This window comes from Desulfosarcina alkanivorans (assembly GCF_009688945.1).
In the GTDB taxonomy this organism is placed as follows: Bacteria; Desulfobacterota; Desulfobacteria; order Desulfobacterales; family Desulfosarcinaceae; genus Desulfosarcina; species Desulfosarcina alkanivorans.
Genome location: NZ_AP021874.1, coordinates 3,391,845 through 3,409,997 on the forward strand (window position 1 = coordinate 3,391,845; position 18,153 = coordinate 3,409,997).

General features: G+C 58.3%; 17 protein-coding genes. 11 read left to right on the forward strand and 6 right to left on the reverse strand.

Annotated elements, in window-relative coordinates; genetic code table 11:
- Positions 1-144: 144 nt before the first annotated feature.
- The 7 genes from DSCA_RS15010 to DSCA_RS15040 all read left to right on the forward strand — a co-directional run bounded on the left by DSCA_RS15010 (position 145) and on the right by DSCA_RS15040 (position 8,180).
- A complete protein-coding gene (locus tag DSCA_RS15010; protein ID WP_155317197.1) occupies positions 145-1,371 on the forward strand; it encodes a bifunctional 3,4-dihydroxy-2-butanone-4-phosphate synthase/GTP cyclohydrolase II in 1,227 nt (408 codons plus the stop codon).
- A gap of 18 nt (positions 1,372-1,389) precedes the next feature.
- Positions 1,390-1,863, forward strand: a complete 474-nt coding sequence (gene ribH / locus DSCA_RS15015) for a 6,7-dimethyl-8-ribityllumazine synthase (protein WP_155317198.1) — start codon at positions 1,390-1,392, stop codon at positions 1,861-1,863.
- A gap of 2 nt (positions 1,864-1,865) precedes the next feature.
- On the forward strand, positions 1,866-2,315 hold the full coding sequence (nusB, locus tag DSCA_RS15020; RefSeq protein ID WP_155317199.1) for a transcription antitermination factor NusB: 450 nt from the start codon (positions 1,866-1,868) through the stop codon (positions 2,313-2,315).
- Between the two features lie 165 nt (positions 2,316-2,480).
- Positions 2,481-3,131 carry an MBL fold metallo-hydrolase gene (locus tag DSCA_RS15025; RefSeq protein WP_155317200.1) on the forward strand — a complete coding sequence of 217 codons (651 nt, stop codon included), beginning with the start codon at positions 2,481-2,483 and terminating at the stop codon, positions 3,129-3,131.
- Between the two features lie 199 nt (positions 3,132-3,330).
- Positions 3,331-4,413, forward strand: coding sequence for a flavodoxin-dependent (E)-4-hydroxy-3-methylbut-2-enyl-diphosphate synthase (gene ispG / locus DSCA_RS15030; protein WP_155317201.1), 1,083 nt, complete (start codon positions 3,331-3,333; stop codon positions 4,411-4,413).
- 102 nt (positions 4,414-4,515) lie between these two features.
- Complete coding sequence (gene proS / locus DSCA_RS15035) at positions 4,516-6,036, forward strand: proline--tRNA ligase (protein ID WP_155317202.1); 1,521 nt, start codon at positions 4,516-4,518, stop codon at positions 6,034-6,036.
- A gap of 2 nt (positions 6,037-6,038) precedes the next feature.
- Complete coding sequence (locus DSCA_RS15040) at positions 6,039-8,180, forward strand: RelA/SpoT family protein (protein WP_155317203.1); 2,142 nt, start codon at positions 6,039-6,041, stop codon at positions 8,178-8,180.
- Here the strand turns inward: DSCA_RS15040 and rpmB are convergent.
- The 5 genes from rpmB to DSCA_RS15065 all read right to left on the reverse strand — a co-directional run bounded on the left by rpmB (position 8,177) and on the right by DSCA_RS15065 (position 11,379).
- Positions 8,177-8,368, reverse strand: coding sequence for a 50S ribosomal protein L28 (rpmB, locus tag DSCA_RS15045; RefSeq protein ID WP_155317204.1), 192 nt, complete (start codon positions 8,366-8,368; stop codon positions 8,177-8,179). The two genes, DSCA_RS15040 and rpmB, sit on opposite strands and share 4 nt — an antisense overlap.
- A gap of 137 nt (positions 8,369-8,505) precedes the next feature.
- Complete coding sequence (locus DSCA_RS15050; protein ID WP_155317205.1) at positions 8,506-8,952, reverse strand: DUF523 domain-containing protein; 447 nt, start codon at positions 8,950-8,952, stop codon at positions 8,506-8,508.
- Positions 8,949-9,629, reverse strand: coding sequence for an outer membrane protein assembly factor BamD (locus DSCA_RS15055; protein ID WP_155317206.1), 681 nt, complete (start codon positions 9,627-9,629; stop codon positions 8,949-8,951). The genes DSCA_RS15050 and DSCA_RS15055 overlap by 4 nt, the downstream gene beginning before the upstream one ends.
- A gap of 16 nt (positions 9,630-9,645) precedes the next feature.
- On the reverse strand, positions 9,646-9,975 hold the full coding sequence (trxA, locus tag DSCA_RS15060; RefSeq protein ID WP_155317207.1) for a thioredoxin: 330 nt from the start codon (positions 9,973-9,975) through the stop codon (positions 9,646-9,648).
- A 186-nt stretch (positions 9,976-10,161) separates the two neighbouring features.
- Positions 10,162-11,379, reverse strand: coding sequence for an EAL and HDOD domain-containing protein (locus tag DSCA_RS15065; protein WP_155317208.1), 1,218 nt, complete (start codon positions 11,377-11,379; stop codon positions 10,162-10,164).
- A 229-nt stretch (positions 11,380-11,608) separates the two neighbouring features.
- Here DSCA_RS15065 and purN point away from each other — a divergent pair, with 229 nt between their 5' ends.
- On the forward strand, positions 11,609-12,412 hold the full coding sequence (gene purN / locus DSCA_RS15070) for a phosphoribosylglycinamide formyltransferase (protein WP_155317209.1): 804 nt from the start codon (positions 11,609-11,611) through the stop codon (positions 12,410-12,412).
- Between the two features lie 117 nt (positions 12,413-12,529).
- Here the strand turns inward: purN and DSCA_RS15075 are convergent, their stop codons facing one another.
- Complete coding sequence (locus DSCA_RS15075; RefSeq protein WP_155317210.1) at positions 12,530-13,699, reverse strand: TraB/GumN family protein; 1,170 nt, start codon at positions 13,697-13,699, stop codon at positions 12,530-12,532.
- 166 nt (positions 13,700-13,865) lie between these two features.
- Between DSCA_RS15075 and DSCA_RS15080 the strand changes: the two genes are divergently transcribed.
- The 3 genes from DSCA_RS15080 (at position 13,866) to DSCA_RS15090 (ending at position 18,039) form a co-directional block, all read left to right on the forward strand.
- Positions 13,866-14,678 carry a CbbQ/NirQ/NorQ/GpvN family protein gene (locus DSCA_RS15080; RefSeq protein WP_155317211.1) on the forward strand — a complete coding sequence of 271 codons (813 nt, stop codon included), beginning with the start codon at positions 13,866-13,868 and terminating at the stop codon, positions 14,676-14,678.
- Position 14,679: 1 nt separating this feature from the next.
- Positions 14,680-17,436 (forward strand): nitric oxide reductase activation protein NorD, encoded by a 2,757-nt coding sequence (locus DSCA_RS15085; RefSeq protein ID WP_155317212.1) that lies wholly within the window; start codon positions 14,680-14,682, stop codon positions 17,434-17,436.
- Between the two features lie 162 nt (positions 17,437-17,598).
- Positions 17,599-18,039, forward strand: a complete 441-nt coding sequence (locus DSCA_RS15090) for a hypothetical protein (RefSeq protein ID WP_155317213.1) — start codon at positions 17,599-17,601, stop codon at positions 18,037-18,039.
- Positions 18,040-18,153: the final 114 nt, after the last annotated feature.

Here is an 18,153-nt window from a genome sequence, read left to right on the forward strand (position 1 = left end):
GGTCCCCGGCGCATCGCCTTGCGGCAATTGACTGGGGAACCATTCACCACAACCCACGTTTGGACGACGTTGTCAACAATTCAGCATGAAGGATGCCGGTTGCCAGGTCGTCAAGATGAACGGACTGCAGGAGAAAGATCCACCATGCCAACAATTACCATCGACCAAGCCATCGAGGATATCCGAAATGGCAAAATGGTTATCCTAGTCGACGATGAAGACCGGGAAAACGAAGGCGACCTGACCATGGCGGCGGAAATGGTGACCCCCGAAGCCATCAATTTCATGGCCAAATTCGGACGGGGCCTCATCTGCCTGTCACTGACCGCTGAAAAATGCGCCCAGCTCAACCTGCCCATGATGGTGCAGAACAACACCAGCCCCTTCGAAACCGGATTCACGGTCTCCATCGAAGCCAAATGCGGGGTGACCACCGGCATCTCCGCCGCTGACCGGGCCACCACCGTGGCGGCGGCAGTGGCCGACGACGCCAAAGCAGGCGATCTGACCCGCCCCGGACACATCTTCCCGCTGCGGGCCCGTGACGGCGGCGTCATGGTGCGGGTGGGGCAGACCGAAGGAAGCGTGGACCTGGCCCGGCTGGCCGGCCTCAAGCCGGCGGGCGTCATCTGCGAAATCATGGATGACGACGGCACCATGGCCCGCATGCCGGCCCTTGAAAAATTCAGCGAGGAGCACGGTATCGGCATCTGCACCATCGCCGATCTGGTCGAGTATCGCATCCGTACGGAGAGCTTCGTTCACCGCGCGGCCGAAACCGTCATTCCCACCCTGCACGGCGGTGACTTCAAAATGATCGCCTTTGAAAACGACGTGGATGAGTTGACCCACATTGCCCTGGTAAAAGGGGAAATCGACCCGGACCAGCCCACCATGGTGCGGGTGCACTCGGAATGCATGACCGGGGACATCTTCGGATCCATGCGTTGCGACTGTGGCGACCAGCTGCACAAGGCCATGGAAATGGTGGCGGCCGAGGGAGCCGGGGTCATCCTCTACCTGCGCCAGGAAGGGCGGGGCATCGGCCTGATCAACAAGCTCAAGGCCTATGAACTGCAGCGCTGCAAGGGGATGGACACGGTTGAGGCCAACCTGAAGCTGGGGTTTAAGGATGACCTGCGCGACTACGGTATCGGCGCCCAGATGCTGGTGGACATCGGCGTCCGCAAAATGCGCCTGCTGACCAACAACCCCAAAAAGATGGTCGGGCTTCAGGGCTATGGGCTCAGCGTGGTGGAGCAGGTGCCCATCGAGGTCGAGCCAAACGAGCACAACCGGTGCTATCTTGAATGCAAAAAATTGAAAATGGGCCATACCCTCAGTTTTGAAGAGACCACAACGCATCAATAAGAAAAGGATACCCGTCTTATGCCGAATATCATCGAAGCCGGCCTGGTCGCCAAGGGAAAACGGTTCGGTATCATCGCCAGCCGTTTCAACGATTTCATAACGGACAGACTCGTGGGCGGGGCCGTGGACGCCCTGACCCGCAGTGGTGCGGATGACGCGGACATCGATGTCGTCAAGGTGCCCGGTGCGTTTGAAATCCCCATGCTGGCCCAGCGGATGGCCCAGAGCAACAAATACCATGCCATCGTTTGCCTGGGGGCCGTCATCCGCGGTGCCACGCCCCATTTTGACTACGTCTGCGCCGAAGCGTCCAAGGGCATTGCCCAGGTGAGCATGGAGACGCAGGTTCCCGTCATTTTCGGCATCGTCACCACGGACACCATCGAGCAGGCCATCGAACGCGCCGGCACCAAAGCGGGCAACAAAGGCTGGAGTGCGGCCGTGTCCGCCATTGAAATGGCCAACCTCATGGATACGGTGGACAAGGGATAAGCATGGGAACCCGTCGACTATCCAGGGAACAGGCCCTGCAGGCCCTGTTTTACATGGACATGCACCGTGATCCGGGGGAAGACCCCGTTGGTTCTTTCTGCAACTCGTTTACGGAAGAAAATCCGGCGGAGCCCTTTTTCCATCGTCTGGTTTGCGGGGTGCAGGAAAACCGTGAAACCATCGATACGGTGATCGAACAGTTCTCCAGCAACTGGAAGCTCTCGCGCATGTCCTGCGTGGATCGCAATGTGTTGCGAATCGCCGCGTTCGAATTGCTCTTTTGCGCCGACATTCCGCCCAAGGTGTCCATCAACGAAGCCATCGATGTCGGCAAGCGCTTCGGCACCGAGGAGTCCGGTGCTTTCATCAACGGCATCCTGGACAGCCTGCGGATCGCCATAGAGGAAAATCAGGTATCCTGCGTACCCAAAGCCACCGGACAAAGCAGCTGAAGGATGAATGCTGAACGTCGGCATCTCCATTGAAAATGCAGGTTGCCATCAGTCCAATTTTGAATGAAGGCAGACTCTCATTTTAACAATTGACAAAATACCTCAGTTCAGCATTCAACATTTAAAATTCAGAATTACAACAATATTTCCGCCAGGAGGAAGAGCTTGATTATCCGTCAAATGGCCCTGGGCCCCATTCAGGCAAACTGTTTTATACTCGGATGCGAAGAGACACGCCAGGCAGTGGTCATCGACCCCGGCGACGATGCCGACAGAATCCTCACCACCTTGTCAGGGGATCGATTGACCGTCGTGCATATCATCAATACCCACGGCCACTTTGACCACGTGGGTGCCAACAAGCGGCTCAAAGAGACCACCGGCGCCGATATTCTCATCCACAGCGCCGACGCCCCCATGCTCTCCCAACTGTCGGCTTCGGCGGCGGCCTGGGGACTGGCGGCGGAAGATTCACCGACGGCGGACCGGCTGCTGAACGACGGGGATACCATCACGTTCGGCACCCATACCCTGACGGTGCTTCACACGCCCGGCCATACCCCCGGCGGTATCGGCCTCTACACCGAATACCAACAAGCCGGCGACCTGAAAAAAGCGGTTTTCGTGGGAGACACCCTCTTTCGCGGCTCCATCGGCAGAACCGATTTCCCCGGCGGGAATTTCGACACGCTGATCAGCAGCATCCGGACCAAGCTCTTTTCACTGGACGACGGGGTCGAAGTTTATCCGGGGCACATGGGCAATACCACCATCGGCGTTGAAAAGCGGACCAACCCGTTCTGCGGCCTGGGATAGCGCCGCGTTGCGCATCAATGCCTGAGGGAAAATGAAAAATGCCAAATGAAGGCATGGTGCCGACAGTCCGCTCAAATCGCGTCTCAAGCCCTCGTCCGATATTTGTGCTTTGACATTTGGTATTTTTCGCTATTATTGTGCATGCTGATTCTCAGGGTTAAATCGACATCATTTACTTCCAGGGCCCCACAACAGCAAAATGCCTCTATCCATAAAGCGAAAAAAAACCCGTCGGATCATGGTGGGCGGCGTTGCCGTAGGGGGTGGCGCACCCATCAGTGTCCAGTCCATGACCAATACGAAAACCGATGACGTCACGGCCACGGTCAGACAGATTCGGCAGCTTGAGCAGGCCGGGTGTGAAATCGTCCGGGTGGCGGTTCCCGACCAATCGGCGGCGGATGCCGTCAGCCGGATCAAACGGCAGATTGACATCCCCCTGGTGGCCGACGTCCATTTTGACTACCGTCTGGCCATTGCATCGGCCAGGGCCGGTGTGGACGGCCTGCGATTCAACCCCAGCAACATCGGCAGTAAAAAGCATATCAAGGCGCTGGTCGCGTGCGCCAGGGAATGCCGGATTCCCATTCGCATCGGTGTAAACGCCGGGTCCCTGGAAAAGGACATTCTCGAAAAGCATCGAGGGGTTACCGCCGACGGCATGGTTGAAAGCGCCCTGCGCCACGTGTCCCTTCTGCAGGAGCTGGATTTTCACGACATCAAAATTTCCATCAAGGCGTCGGATGTTCCCCGCACCCTTGAAGCCTACCGGCTGCTGTCCCAAAAAACAGACCTCCCCCTTCACGTGGGAGTGACCGAAGCCGGATCCCTTTACTCGGGTATCGTTAAATCGGCCCTGGGCATCGGTTCCCTGCTGGCCGAAGGCATCGGAGACACCTTGCGGGTTTCCCTCACCCGGGACCCGGTGGAGGAAATCCGGGTGGGCTATGAAATCCTCAGGGCGCTGGACATTCGGCACCGGGGGCCGGAAATAATCTCCTGCCCCACCTGCGGACGATGCGATATCCCTTTGTTTGATATCGTGGACCGGGTCGAAAAGGCCCTGATGACACGGTCCACCCCGGTGAAGCTGGCCATTATGGGATGTGTGGTCAACGGCCCCGGCGAAGCCCGGGAGGCAGACATCGGCGTCGCCGGCGGAAATGGGGTGGGCATCCTGTTCAAAAAAGGAAAAGTGGTCAAGAAATTTCCGCAAGACCGGCTGGTCGAGGTGGTTCTGGAAGCCGTGGACGAGTTTGAAGCGCAGGCCGACGCCCATTGAACCGTCTTCCACCCCCCGATGCGCCCATGTTAGGGATGACGCGGGGAGGGGCAATGGGCGCTTTTGAAATTGATTCCGAAAAAAAACAGTTAGGACACAGACATGGGAAAACAGCAGAAAAATGCCATCTCACCCTCACGGGCTGAAGATTATCCGGAATGGTACCAGCAGGTCATCAAGGCATCGGACATGGCCGAACGCGCCCCGGTTCGCGGCTGTATGGTCATCAAACCCTGGGGATACGCCCTGTGGGAAAACATCGTGGCGCAAATGGACCGGATGTTCAAAGCCACCGGCGTGAAAAACGCCTATTTTCCGCTCTTTATTCCCATCAATTTCCTGGAAAAAGAAGCCGAACATGTTGAAGGGTTCGCCAAGGAATGCGCCGTTGTCACCCATCATCGCCTGGAGAAGGCGCCCGGCGGCAGACTGGTTCCGGGCGGCCCCCTCACCGACCCCCTGGTGGTTCGTCCCACTTCGGAAACCATCATCGGCGATTCCTTCTCCAAATGGATCGGCAGCTACCGTGACCTGCCGCTGCTGATCAACCAGTGGGCCAACGTGGTGCGCTGGGAGATGCGGACCCGGATTTTCCTTCGCACCAGCGAATTTCTCTGGCAGGAGGGCCACACCGCCCATGCCACGGATACCGAGGCCATCGAACGCACACGGATGATGCTCAGCGTTTACACCCGCATGGTTCAGGACTACCTGGCCATACCGGTCATCGAGGGCCACAAGACGGCGGCGGAGCGCTTCCCCGGTGCGGTGGACACCTTGTGCATCGAAGCCATGATGCAGGATCGCAAGGCGCTTCAGGCTGGCACCTCCCACTTCCTGGGGCAAAACTTCGCCAAGGCCTCCAATATCAGTTTCCAGACTGAAACCGAAACCGAAGAATTTGCCTGGACGACGTCCTGGGGAACCTCCACACGCATGATCGGCGGATTGATCATGACCCACGGCGATGACGACGGCGTCATCATGCCGCCCCGGGTCGCCCCGGCCCATGTGGTGCTGCTGCCAATTTTCAGAAAGCCGGATGACCGGCAGCAGGTCATGGACTACGTCAACGGCCTGGCCGCGGCCTTGAGGGAAATGGTCTATGCCGGCCGGAATCTGGTGGTGGAAATCGATGACCGTGACATCGGTGGGGCCCGGGGATGGGACTGGATCAAAAAAGGCATCCCCCTTCGGCTGGAAATCGGGCCGCGGGACATGGCTGCGGATTCCGTTTTCGTCGGACGTCGTGACCGCCCCCACCGGGACAAAACCGCCATCAAGCGCGAGGCTTTCATTGCGCAGCTGCCCGATATCCTGGACGACATCCAGAACCAGCTGTTCCAGCGGGCCTGCCGGTTCCGCGAGGAACACACCCGCAATGTGGACGACCGAAGCGATTTCTACGACTGGTTCACCCCGAAAAACCAGGAAAAACCGGAGGTCCACGGCGGTTTTGCCATGTCCCACTGGTGTGGGGATGAGGCCTGCGAAAGCAAAATCAAAGCGGATCTCAATGTCACCATCCGCTGCGTCCCGATAGATGCCGGATCGGAAACGGGGACCTGCATCTGCTGCGGCAAATCCAGCGACAAGCGGGTCGTCTTTGCCAAAGCCTATTAAAAATGATTCGAATCACCGACATCCTCGATAAGGTCCTCGAAAACCACCCGGATGTGGATGTGGACATCATCGACCGGGCCTACATCTTTTCGGCCCGGGTGCATGACGGTCAGATGCGCCTCTCCGGCGAACCTTATCTCTCCCACCCCCTCGAAGTGGCCGGCATCCTGGCCGACATGAAGCTGGATTCCATCAGCATCGCCGCCGGCCTGCTCCACGATGTCGTCGAAGACACCCACGCCACGGAAGCCGAAATCGGAGAAATGTTCGGCCACGACGTCATGCACATCGTCTCCGGCGTTACCAAACTGAGCAAGCTGCCCTTTAACAGCGCCCAGGCCAGGGAGGCGGAAAGTATCCGCAAAATGCTGCTGGCCATGGCCGACGACATCCGGGTCATCCTCATCAAGCTGGCCGACCGCCTCCACAACATGCGAACCCTCCAGTTCCACCGGAGCGAGGCCAAAAAAAAGAAGATTGCCAGGGAAACGCTGGATATCTATGCGCCCATTGCCGCCCGCCTGGGCATCTACTGGATCAAGAATGAGCTTGAAAACTCGTCCTTTCGTTTCCTCAACCCCGAAGCCTACCAGGATATCCGGGACCGGGTGGACAAGGACAGGGAAGACCGTGAAAATTATGTGGAAACCGTCAAACTTTACATCCATAAAAAGCTGGACGAAAACAAGCTGAAAGCCCAGGTCAACGGTCGCTACAAACATTTTTTCAGCATTCACCAGAAGATGCTGAGCCAGAATCTGCCGTTCGAAGAAGTCTACGACATCATCGCCTTCAGGATCATCCTGGACACGATCCCCCAGTGCTACGAAGCCCTGGGACTCATGCACAGCCTGTGGCGGCCCATCGCCAAGAAGTTCAAGGACTACATCGGCATGCCCAAGCCGAACATGTACCAGAGCCTGCACACCACCGTCATCGGCCCTTTCGGCGAGCGCATCGAAATCCAGATCCGCACCCATGAAATGGACCGGGTGGCCAAATCGGGAATCGCTGCCCACTGGAGCTACAAGGAAGGCAAGGTCATCGACGAGAATGTCTCCAAAACCTTTGCCTGGGTGCAGAATCTGGTCGAAAACCAGGAAGCCTTCAGGGACCCCAATGAATTCCTGGAGAATGTGCGCATCGACCTTTTTCCCGACGAGGTCTATGTGTTCACCCCCCAGGGACAGATCAAATCGCTGCCCAAGGGCGCCACACCGGTGGATTTCGCCTACCTGATCCACACCGAAGTGGGCGCTCAATGTGTGGGCGCCAAGGTGAACGGCCGCATGGTCCCGCTCAAATATGAGCTCCAGACAGGTGAAATCGTCGAGGTGATCACCAGCAAGGGGCACCACCCGTCAAAAGACTGGCTCAATTTTGTCAAGACGGTCAAGGCGCGCTCCCGCATCCGGCAATGGATCAAAACCCAGGAAAAGGAGCGCAGCGTCTCCCTGGGCCGGGAAATGTGCGAAAAGGCCTTTCGAAAATTCCGGCTGAACTTCAACGCCCTGATTAAAAGCGAAGAGATGCAAAAAGTCGTGGAGGGCTTTGGGTTCAAGCAAACCGAAGACCTGATTGCCAACATCGGCTACGGCAAAATCACGCCGCTGCAGATCATCCGTAAGATCACCCCCAAGGAAGTGGTGGACGACACCGAATCCCTCTTCAATAAAATCGTCGCCAAGGACAGGAAGAAAAAGGAAAAAGGCGGGGTGGTGGTCAAGGGGGTGGATGACATCCTGGTGCGTTTCGGCAAATGCTGTCAACCGGTGCCCGGTGATCCCATCACCGGATATATTACCCGGGGGTACGGCGTGACGATTCACCGAACCACCTGCGTCAATGCCATGAAATTGAATCCGGAGCGCCAGATCGAGGTGGAGTGGAACCAGGAAATGAACGAATCCTACCCGGTCAAAATCGTCGTGCGTTCCCTTGACCGGGTAGGTTTGCTTGCGGACGTGGCGGCCAACATCAGTAAGAGCGGCGCCAACATTTTGAGTGCCAATACGGAGACCAAAGACAACCAGACCGTGGACAGCTATTTTACGTTGTCGGTCCAGGGCACGGACCATCTGACCCGTGTGGTGGAGTCCTTAAAACAGGTCAAGCAGGTCCTGGAGGTCAGACGGTTGGGCTAGGCCGCTTTGACGACGTGACCCGACTTGATGCACTGGGTACAGACCACCATTTTTTTGACCCGCCCCTTGTACAGCGCCCGAACGCTCTGAAGGTTGGGATTAAACCGGCGTTTGGTGATGTTATGGGCGTGGCTGATGTTACTTCCCACCATGGGTTTTTTTCCACATATTTCGCACATTTTAGACATGACCAACTTTCTCCGTTTATTTCACATGGGTAGATTCACGGGCCATTCGGCCCCGACTGTTTTTTCAAACTCAGGTTTGTTACATTAAATCGCTGCTCATGTAAAGCCTTTTCCACCGCAAAACCGTTTGCATCCCGTTACAAAACTTCTTCGATGTGGAAGCCGTGGGCCTGGAGCAGGGCGGCTGCCACCCCCAGCACGGGCCGGTAGCCGTCCGGCAGTTCATCGGGGGGCAATGCCATCAGCAGCCCGGATCCGCATGACGGGCTTTTGGCCTTCAGACAGCATCGGTCGACCCCATGCGACAAGGCCATCTCCAGGGTCAGACGGGCTCCTTTCACAAAAGCACCGGTGCGGTCGACGCCCAGTTCATCAACCACGCGAGCGCACCCGGCCAGCACGTCCGCCCCGTCACCGCCGAGCAACCGGCATGCCGGCCGCGGGGTCGCCAAGCCGCCCAGTTGTTCGGGGCAGACGGGAAGGATGTTTTCCCTGCCCAGTTGTGTGATGAGGGCCTGTTTTTTTTTGGTTTGCCCGTCGTACCGGCACCGTTGGCCGCACAGGCAGGCGCTGACGAGAATCATGGTGCCGACGGGACCTCCGGCGGCTGCAGCTGCGATTGAATCCAGGCGTCACAGTTGGCCAGGTAGGTCAAGGCCTCGTAATGGTGTCCCACGTCCGGGTACTTTTCGACCACGGCGGTAAAGCGTTCCTTGGCCGCCTTGTAATTCTTGTTTTTGTAGTAAAAGGTTCCCACATAAAACTCATGTCCGGAAAGGCTCTGGTAGCAAGCCACCACATCGCTTTTGGCCATGCCGGCATAAGCGTCGTTGGGATATTGACGGATCAGGCGGCGATAGGTCTCCAGCGCCTTGGCGGCATTGGACTGGTCCCTGTCGATGGTGTCGATCTGGTTGAAATACGACCGGCCGATTTGAAAAACCACATACGGAACCGCTTCGTTGCGGGGATGAAGCTGCTCAAACTCTTCGTAGGCAAAGATGGCATCGGCATAGGATTCCAGGTTGAAATAGGCATCGGCAATCTTCAACTCCGCCAGGATGGCATATCGGGAAAACGGATACCAATCCCGCAACTTCTCGAACGATTCAATGGCCTTTTTATAATTGCCGTCCTCGAAGTAATCGACACCGTTTTGAACCAGTTCCTGGGCGGACAGATCGTCTTCCTTGGCTTCCAGCCACGCGCATCCGGAACAAATCAGCATCATACTGACACAGGCAAGCAGCAACCGTTTCATATCCACGTATACAACATCAGGAAAGGACACTGTTGAGTGCCTCTTCCAGTTTGGATTTGGCGACCATGCCGGTGATTTGATCCGCCACTTCGCCGTCCTTGAAGAAGATCAGCGTGGGAATGGCCTTGATGCCGAACTTGCCGGGCGTCACCGGATTGTCGTCCACATTGCACTTGGTAAATTTTACCCGGTCGCCATAGGTTTTGGCCAATTCGTCAAGAATGGGGCCAATGGCCTTGCAGGGGCCGCACCAGGGAGCCCAGAAATCAACCACGGCGGGTTTATCACTCTTCACTACCTCAGCATCAAAGTTGCTGTCTTCTATTTCCATGATACCTGCTGCCATGTCGGGATATCCTTTCGATGGGAGTTGGGGGTGCTGAAAAGTCAAACAAACATAATAATAAGGCCCTTGATTGTCAACCGTTCCTGTGTATTTCCGGGCCGGCAGCAACCGTCTGCACAGCGCTTCGGATTCGCGTTTCCGCAACAGGCCGGGCAGGGCAGCAGGGGCCTGCCATGGCCGTATTTTTCAGCAGGCTTTCGCCGCACTGTCGCTCCATCTGCAGGCATGAAAATACAGGGCGGGCAGGGCCTGGTCATCAATCTTCAAAGCCCTTGACAGGGGGGCCACCCGGTCCCATCGCCCGGCCTCATAGGACCGCACCAGTTCGATGTATCCGGCAAGGCGGCCTTTGGCGTCCACAAGGGCCCGCTTGATCGGCCCGGAAAGCGGCAGTTCGCCCAGAATCTTGTCCATGGGCTGGTCCAAAACAGCATCGATCAGGGAAAACATGCCCAGGGTGAACATCTCCGACGGGGATGTTCTTTCCCGGGCTTCCGTGCCCAGGAGTTCACACAGCTTGCCCCGGATGCAGGCCGCCCGAACCAGTTCGTTGGGTTTTCCTTCCGCCAGTCGGGACATGGCGATCAGGGACACGAAACGGCGGATTTCTTTTTCTCCCAGGTACACCAGAGCCTGCTTGACGGAAGCGACCTTGCTGGCACGGGCGAAAAACGCGGAGTTGAGATACTTGAACAATTTATAGGAGATGCCCATGTCCCGGGCGATCAGCGTCTCCAGTTCATCGCAGCTGAAGGTATCGCTGTTGATCCGGGCCATGATCATCATAAGATTGAGTTGAGAACCTTGGATTTCTTGCCCCCGGAGGATTTCCGGCTTACAGAAAAAGTACCCCTGGAACAATTCGAAACCCATTTTTAAGGCCGCCTCAAATTCGTCGTGGGTCTCTACTTTCTCCGCCAGCAAACAGCAATCCGCTTTGGAAATTTTTTCCAGGTAGGCTTCGATCCCCTTCTCGGGGGTAAGACGGAAATCGAACTTGATGATGGATGCCATGGCAATAAGGGGTTCCAGCTCCGGCAAATATACGAAATCGTCAAGGGCAATGGAATAGCCCTCGGCAACCATTTGCGTGCAGGCATCGATCAGCACCGGGTCAGGTTTCACATCTTCGAGAATTTCGATCACGGTGGTTGCGCTGGGCAGAAGCAACGGGACTTTCTTCTCCAGGAGCTTTTGGGTGAAGTTGATAAACGATTTTTTCCCTCCTGCCAAGGTGTCCATGCCAATGGTGAAAAACGTGTTGGTCAGCAGGGCCGTGGTGGCCACGTCTCCATCGATATCGGGCACATAATTGGCGGTGCCGTCGCGAAAAAGAAGTTCGTAGGCGTAAATGTTCTTGTTCTTGTCGAATATGGGCTGCCGGGCCACGTATACATTTTCCATATGAAGACCGCCACCATCTTATCGTCAGGTTGTGTACAAAAGGACGCTGCCCCATGGGCATCGCGGGAACTCACCATTTCCCGTAACCACTCTTATCGCCTCCGGGGGCAATAACTTAAACGACGGAAACCCCATCTGGAAATTGACACGGACCGGTCATCTCTGCTACCTCTTTTCAACGCAGGGTTTGGGCCGGACAAAGCAGACTCAAGGGAAAAAGGGGCTTGACATGGGTAAAAGTTTTCGCATCGGCGCACTGATTTCAGGGGGTGGAACCAACCTTCAGGCCATTATCGATGCCTGTGAAGACGGCCGTATCGATGGAGAGATGGCCTTTGTGGGGTCGGACCAAGCCGGGGTGAAGGGCCTTGGCCGGGCGCGCAAACACGGCATCCCCGACTTTGTTGTCGAATACGGGCCGATTATCCGATCCTATCGTCAGGATCCGGCCTACTTCACGCTGCCAGACGACTTCAATTTTTCAGAAATACTCGCCAAACAGCACCTGTTCGCCGACGGGGCCCCCGAGGACCGGGTAAGAGAATTTTTCTGCACCCGGGCCGCCGCCGAGGTCCGCCTGCTTGCTGTAATCAAGGCCCACAGTCCGGTGGACCTTCTGGTTCTGGCCGGTTTCATGCGCAACCTGACGCCTTATTTTATCGACCGCTTCAACACCGATCCGGTCCATCCGCGCATCATGAACATCCATCCGGCTATTCTGCCTTCTTTTCCCGGGGTCGACGGCTATGGAGACACCTTTCGTTACGGGTGCAAGGTGGGGGGCTGCACCGTCCATTTTATCGACTACGGGGAAGACTCGGGCCCCATCATCGGCCAGCGGGCGTTTCCCATAATGGAAACCGACACCCTGGACGACGTGAAACGCAAGGGTCTGGAGCAGGAATGGCAGTTGTATCCGCAGTGCATTCAGAATTTCGCCCTGGGGCTCGTCCAAACGGTGAAAATGACCCATCGCCTCGACGACGGCCAGGTCTGCCAGCGTACGGTAGTGAAAATCGCGCAGAAGGGGTGATGTGGGATCGGGATCGGGCCTCCGACATCAGGATTTCGAATTAAGGGATTACGGGATTGGGGGATTGGCAAACGATTTAATTTAAAGCCGACAGCATATATTCAATCCCCGAATCCCCTACAGATACTTCATCATCATGGGTATGGCCACAAAGGTCCCGACGGCGCTTCCCAGGTTGGTAAACACCACCACCAGCAGCACACGGGTGACCTTGTTGCGCCAGAATCCCTTGACCGAGAGGATATCGGTGGGCAGGCTTTCGAAATCCTTGACCTTGGGCTTGCGCGAAAACGCCTCCACCAGTCCGGACACCCATCCGGCGGCAATCATGGGGTTGAGGGAAGTCAGCGGCGCTGCCAGAATTGACGATAGAACCGTCAGCGGATGTCCCAGGGCGATCAATGCCCCCAGTCCGGCCAGGATGCCGTTGGCCAGCACCCACCAGGTCACCATGTCGGTCCCGGCGCCGGCGCCGCCGCGAAAAAAGCCATAAAGAATCAGGGCACAGATACAAAAAGGGATGAACCATTTCAAGAATCCGGAAAACTGCCCTTTGGGGGGCAGGGTCTCCAGGGACTCGAGGTCGATGGGCTGATCCCAGTAGCGCTTCATTCCCGGCACGTGACCGGCGCCCACGACGGCCACAATCGTCTGCCCTGGCGCCGTGCGGATCTTTTCCGCCAGGTAGCGGTCCCGCTCGTCGATGAGGCTGGTGCGAACCTGGGGCATGGATTTACCGACCTCGTCCAGAATCGATGCCAGCATATCCTGCTGCTTCATCTTTTCCACATCCACCTCGCTGATCTCGTCCACCTCCCCGAAGGACAGAATCAACTGGAAAATCAGCTTGATCTTGCCCCACAACCCCATGTTTCGCCAGGTCCGTGACAGGGTGGTACGAATATCCCGGTCCGCCAGATGAACGGCAGCGCCAACGGCCTCGGCCGAGTCCATGGCCTGGATCATTTCCTGGCCGGGGGACACCTCGAGCCGGTCGGCAATACGTTTTTGAAAGGATGCCAGCATCAGGTTGGAAAGCAGGAGAAAGGCCTTTTTCTCTTTGATCACCTTGATGATGTCCATCTCCTGCCAGCGGTCTTTCTGCCGGATGGCCTGGGCACGGCTTTCACAAAGTTCAACGCAAACCGTATCGGGCTTGACCTCGGCAATGACCGCTTCTACCAGATTCACGCTCTCCGTGGACACATGGGCGGTCCCCACGAGGATGATCCGTTTTCCGTCATGATCCAGATGGTGGAGCATCTCGCTGTTGAGTTTATCATCCATCGAATATATGTTACCTTTTTATATCGCTTCTCGGCGGTTACAAGTTGAGCCAATATATACGCTCCGGCCGTGATGTCAAATATTGATTCCCCGCGCGTTGCCCTGCCGGAAGGGGTCCACCGGGATTCCAGACGTCGTGGGATACGAAACAGGGTGGATAGATCTGATGACATTGGATGAGGCCTCCAAAACCCCGTACACCATCGATACCGAACCTTTTTACCTGGATACCGATAACGAGATCCGCATGTTCGAAGCAGCGGCAGCAGCTCGCCTGCCCGTGATGCTCAAGGGCCCGACGGGATGCGGAAAGACCCGTTTCATTGAACACATGGCCTTCCGGCTCAAACGGCCCTTGATCACCGTGGCCTGCCACGAGGACCTGTTTGCCTCGGACCTCATCGGTCGCTACCTGCTCAAAGACGACGAAACCGTCTGGGTTGACGGCCCCCTGACCCGTGCCGTGCGTATGGGGGCCATCTGCTATCTGGATGAAGTGGTGGAAGCCCGCAAGGATACCACCGTGGTCGTTCACCCGCTGACCGACAATCGCCGCACCCTCTCCATCGACAAAAAAGGGGAAGTCATCCAGGCCCATCCCGATTTTCTCATGGTCATCTCCTACAACCCGGGTTACCAGTCGGTGCTCAAGGACCTGAAACAAAGCACCCGCCAGCGCTTCGTCTCCCTCTCATTCGACTATCCGGAGCCGGAAGACGAATCCCGCATCGTGGCGATCGAAGGAAAGGTGGACCATGACACGGCGGCGCGCCTGGTCGGCCTGGCAGGCAAAATCCGCCATATCAGGGAGCATGGGCTTACCGAAGGCGCGTCCACCCGGCTGCTCATCTATGCCGCCAGCCTGATCCGCCAGGGAATCCCCTTCAAGGGCGCCTGCACGGCGGCCCTGTGCCAGCCGCTCACCGATGACGACCGGCTTCAGGAAACCCTCAATGACCTCATTGACGACCTGATTTAATATGGACCCGGCCATTCCTCACCCCGTTGCCCGCACCGCACGGCGCCCCCTGGACGACCTGGCCATCGCCGACCCGCAGGCCGCCGAGCGGATGGGCCGCCATCTGGTCGACGCCGAACCGGAAATGGTGGCCGGCCCCCTGGTCCGGGTGGTGGACGAGGTGATCGACGCCCTGGCCGTCGAGGTCTCTTTCGGCCGCCACCTGGCCGAGGGCATGGGCCGGATGCTGGCCAAGGGCACACCGGCCGATCTGGACCGATACCGCAGCCTGGTTAATGCGGCGGCCGACCGGGGGCCGACCCTGGCCTGTATTTTTGCCCGGCATCTGGTGCCGGTGCTGACGTGCGGGGACAGCCGCCTTGCCGAACGGTTCGAAGCGGCCACCCGGATCATGCTGCAAAAAGGCACTTACACGCTGAAAGCCCCGCTGGAGACCCTTTCCGCATTTATCGAGAACCAGGAACTGGCCTGTGCCCACGCGTTTCTCGAGCTTCTGGTCACCACCTATACCTTGACGCTTTCATACAACCGGACGGTTTACCTGACCCATACCCTGCCCCGTGCCGTGGGTGAATTTGCCTCCTCCCGGCGGCTGGCTCAAATCCGTGGATTGGCCCGCATCATCCGGATGGATGAACGGCTGGCCGACAATTATCTCCAGGGTCTGGAATCGGGCCTTCGCCTGCTGTCGGGCGGTGCCCTGAACCATTTTCTGGATCAGGCCGTCCGGCGCTATCACAAAGATCCGGACCTGGGCGCCCGGTTTCTGTCCCTGGAGTCCCGGCAGGCCATAGACATTTGCCGCGATCTGCAGGTGGCGGTGCCCCTGCCGTCAGTCCGGTCCAGACTGGAACGCTATCTCCAGGCCCGCACGGGCCTGGCCGTGGCCGTCCGCCCGCTTTCCACGCTGCCGTCAAAACAGGCCGCCACTGGGGCTGCCCCCCCCCTGGTTCGATGCGATGGGCAGGCCATCTACCTGCCCGACGAGATGGACCTGATGGACAACCGCGCGGACAACGCAGCCCTCTACCGGCTGCTGGCCAGCCTGGAGGCCGGTGCCATCGAATTCGGGACCTATGACCTGGATGTGGATAGAGTGCCCGATGATGCCGCCGGGGCGGCACCACCGGAGCCCCCTGCCGCTCGGAATGCCGAATCCGACCTGAACCGTTTCCTGCACGGATTCGAGGACCCCGGCCTTGCCCTGGACCTGTTCACCCTTTTCGAGCACGGCCGCGTCGCCCTGAAGGTGAGGCGCCGTTATCCCGGCCTGGCCGGCCGACTCACCGAGGCGCTGGCCGATGGTCTCCTGCAGGCCCGGACCGGTCACCGTGCCGCCGGCACCGGGTTTCCCCTCTATCGGCACCTGGTGATGGATGAATCGCTGGAGGCGGAACCGGCCTTGACCCCCCTTTTCATGGACATGGCGGCTCGTCTGGACCAGGCGATATCACGGGGCAACGACACGGTGGAAACCAGCGCCCGGCTGACAATAAGGTTCTACCCGGCACTGGCGGAGCTCGCCGCCGGCTCGGGGGAGTCCGGCTATCAGCCCCTGCACCTTCCTTTCGGCCGCCGGCTGGAGCCCGCATCCTTCGCTCCCTTCCACGCCGCTTACCACCGCCTGGCAGCGGATATCCAGACGCACCTGGCCCAACGACACATTCAGGTCTATCGGTCGGATGTCCGGCGTCTTCTCATCCGCCAGAACGGGCAGTTGTCCGCGGCAGATGTCAGCCAACTGATTGGCAGCCGGTGGACCCAACCGGTCCCCTGCTCCGCCGTTGAAGGCTGCTGGCCGGAGCTGGAATCCTTGATGTGCGGTCACGGCATCGGGCAGCCGGACGCCGGTGAAGACGACGCCGATGCCTTTCGCTACCGTGAATGGGACGGATGCCTGGGTGACTACCTCGCGGACCGGGTCAGGGTGCTGGAACGGGACTTGCCGGGGGGCGATACGACATTCTACCGGCAGACCCTCCGGGAGTTCCGCGGTCTGGTGGGGCGCATCCGCTACGCCTTCGAAATGCTGCGTCCCGAAGAAATCACCATCCTGCGCCAATGGCGGGAAGGGGATGCATTCGACTACCGGGCCCTGCTGGATTATGCCCTGGACAGGAAAGCCGGATTGATGCCTTCGGACCGCCTCTTCGTTAAACGGATGAAACGGGTGCGGGATGTGGCCGCCCTGCTGCTGGTCGACCTGTCCCGGTCGACGGCCGGCACCATTGATGACCGGGGCACCCGTGTGCTGGATGTGGAAAAGCAGGCCATTGTGCTGCTCTGCGAGGCCCTGCAAGTCGTCGGAGACCGCTTTGCCATCGCCGGTTTTTCAGGCACCGGGCCATTGGGGGTCGATTATTATCGCATCAAGGACCTTCAGGCCCCCTTTGACGATGCCGTTAAAGGGCGAATCAGCGCCATGGCCCCCCAGCGAAGCACGCGCATGGGGGCAGCCATACGCCACGCCACCGCGCTTCTCGCGCCGGTTCAGGCCCGGGTGAGGCTGGTCCTCATCCTGAGTGACGGGTTCCCCAACGACGTGGCTTACAAGGGTGCCTACGCGGTTGAGGACACCCGCCGGGCGGTCATGGAGGCCAGGTCCGCCGCCACTCACGTCAAAGCCATCACCATCGGCGCCAACGAGAACGAACGACTGGACCGACTGTACGGCAGCACCCACCACACGCGCATCGGCAACGTCCACGACCTGCCGGACAGATTGGTAAGGGTTTACAGTGCGTTGACCCGGCATTAGGATATGTCCATGAGAAAATCGCCGCCTGCAGGCCGGGCCGTCGTTCTTGGGTTTCCGCAATCCGCGATACCGAGCCTGCGGCTGTAAGCCCCCCTGAGGCCGTGGCCTGAATACCAAACGGCCATTTCCGGATGAAAACGGAGCGGACAGAAAGGAGCGCCTTTGAAAATTTTCGACGACGTTTTTAACTGGGACGGATACGGCGGCAAATTCAACCTGGCCGCCGGCCGCTGCCGTCTGCGGCTGTTTGACCTCAGCAAAAGCGAAACCGCGGCGGTACCGCTCCTCAGGCCCATCATTGCCGTGGTTTCAAATCTGCCCGGCGACCGGCCATCCGCCATGAAACAGGTGTCCGTAAAGGCCTGTATCAGCCATGTGGCCACCACCATCGTTCACCGCTTTAAAATCGACCATAACCGCATGGTACTGGTCGAGCATTACCCCCGGCAAACCTACGGCCGGGATTCCGAGAAAGTCATCCCGGAAAAGTACGAGGTGGTGGACTTGAAATGGCACGGCGAAAAGGCCCTGTTTCCCAGCTGGCGATCGCTTAAACCGCCTCTGCTGGACATCGTGCGCACCCTGGTGGTCGAGAACCCGTAAATCCGATACCGGACCCAAGCAAAAAGCCATATCAGGTAAGGGGTTGCAGCGGTATCTGTACCCAAAACGACCAGGCATCCTTCCCTCGGCATTTGGGTGGGGACCTCCGCCTTC

Excerpts from the sequence above, each read along its gene's own strand:
- DSCA_RS15010 (WP_155317197.1), top strand. The coding sequence starts at position 145 with ATGCCAACAATTACCATCGACCAAGCCATCGAGGATATCCGAAATGGC.
- ribH (WP_155317198.1), top strand. The coding sequence starts at position 1,390 with ATGCCGAATATCATCGAAGCCGGCCTGGTCGCCAAGGGAAAACGGTTC.
- nusB (WP_155317199.1), top strand. The coding sequence starts at position 1,866 with ATGGGAACCCGTCGACTATCCAGGGAACAGGCCCTGCAGGCCCTGTTT.
- ispG (WP_155317201.1), top strand. The coding sequence starts at position 3,331 with ATGCCTCTATCCATAAAGCGAAAAAAAACCCGTCGGATCATGGTGGGC.
- proS (WP_155317202.1), top strand. The coding sequence starts at position 4,516 with ATGGGAAAACAGCAGAAAAATGCCATCTCACCCTCACGGGCTGAAGAT.
- DSCA_RS15040 (WP_155317203.1), top strand. The coding sequence starts at position 6,039 with ATGATTCGAATCACCGACATCCTCGATAAGGTCCTCGAAAACCACCCG.
- rpmB (WP_155317204.1), bottom strand. The coding sequence starts at position 8,368 with ATGTCTAAAATGTGCGAAATATGTGGAAAAAAACCCATGGTGGGAAGT.
- DSCA_RS15050 (WP_155317205.1), bottom strand. The coding sequence starts at position 8,952 with ATGATTCTCGTCAGCGCCTGCCTGTGCGGCCAACGGTGCCGGTACGAC.
- DSCA_RS15055 (WP_155317206.1), bottom strand. The coding sequence starts at position 9,629 with ATGAAACGGTTGCTGCTTGCCTGTGTCAGTATGATGCTGATTTGTTCC.
- trxA (WP_155317207.1), bottom strand. The coding sequence starts at position 9,975 with ATGGCAGCAGGTATCATGGAAATAGAAGACAGCAACTTTGATGCTGAG.
- DSCA_RS15065 (WP_155317208.1), bottom strand. The coding sequence starts at position 11,379 with ATGGAAAATGTATACGTGGCCCGGCAGCCCATATTCGACAAGAACAAG.
- purN (WP_155317209.1), top strand. The coding sequence starts at position 11,609 with ATGGGTAAAAGTTTTCGCATCGGCGCACTGATTTCAGGGGGTGGAACC.
- DSCA_RS15075 (WP_155317210.1), bottom strand. The coding sequence starts at position 13,699 with ATGGATGATAAACTCAACAGCGAGATGCTCCACCATCTGGATCATGAC.
- DSCA_RS15080 (WP_155317211.1), top strand. The coding sequence starts at position 13,866 with ATGACATTGGATGAGGCCTCCAAAACCCCGTACACCATCGATACCGAA.
- DSCA_RS15085 (WP_155317212.1), top strand. The coding sequence starts at position 14,680 with ATGGACCCGGCCATTCCTCACCCCGTTGCCCGCACCGCACGGCGCCCC.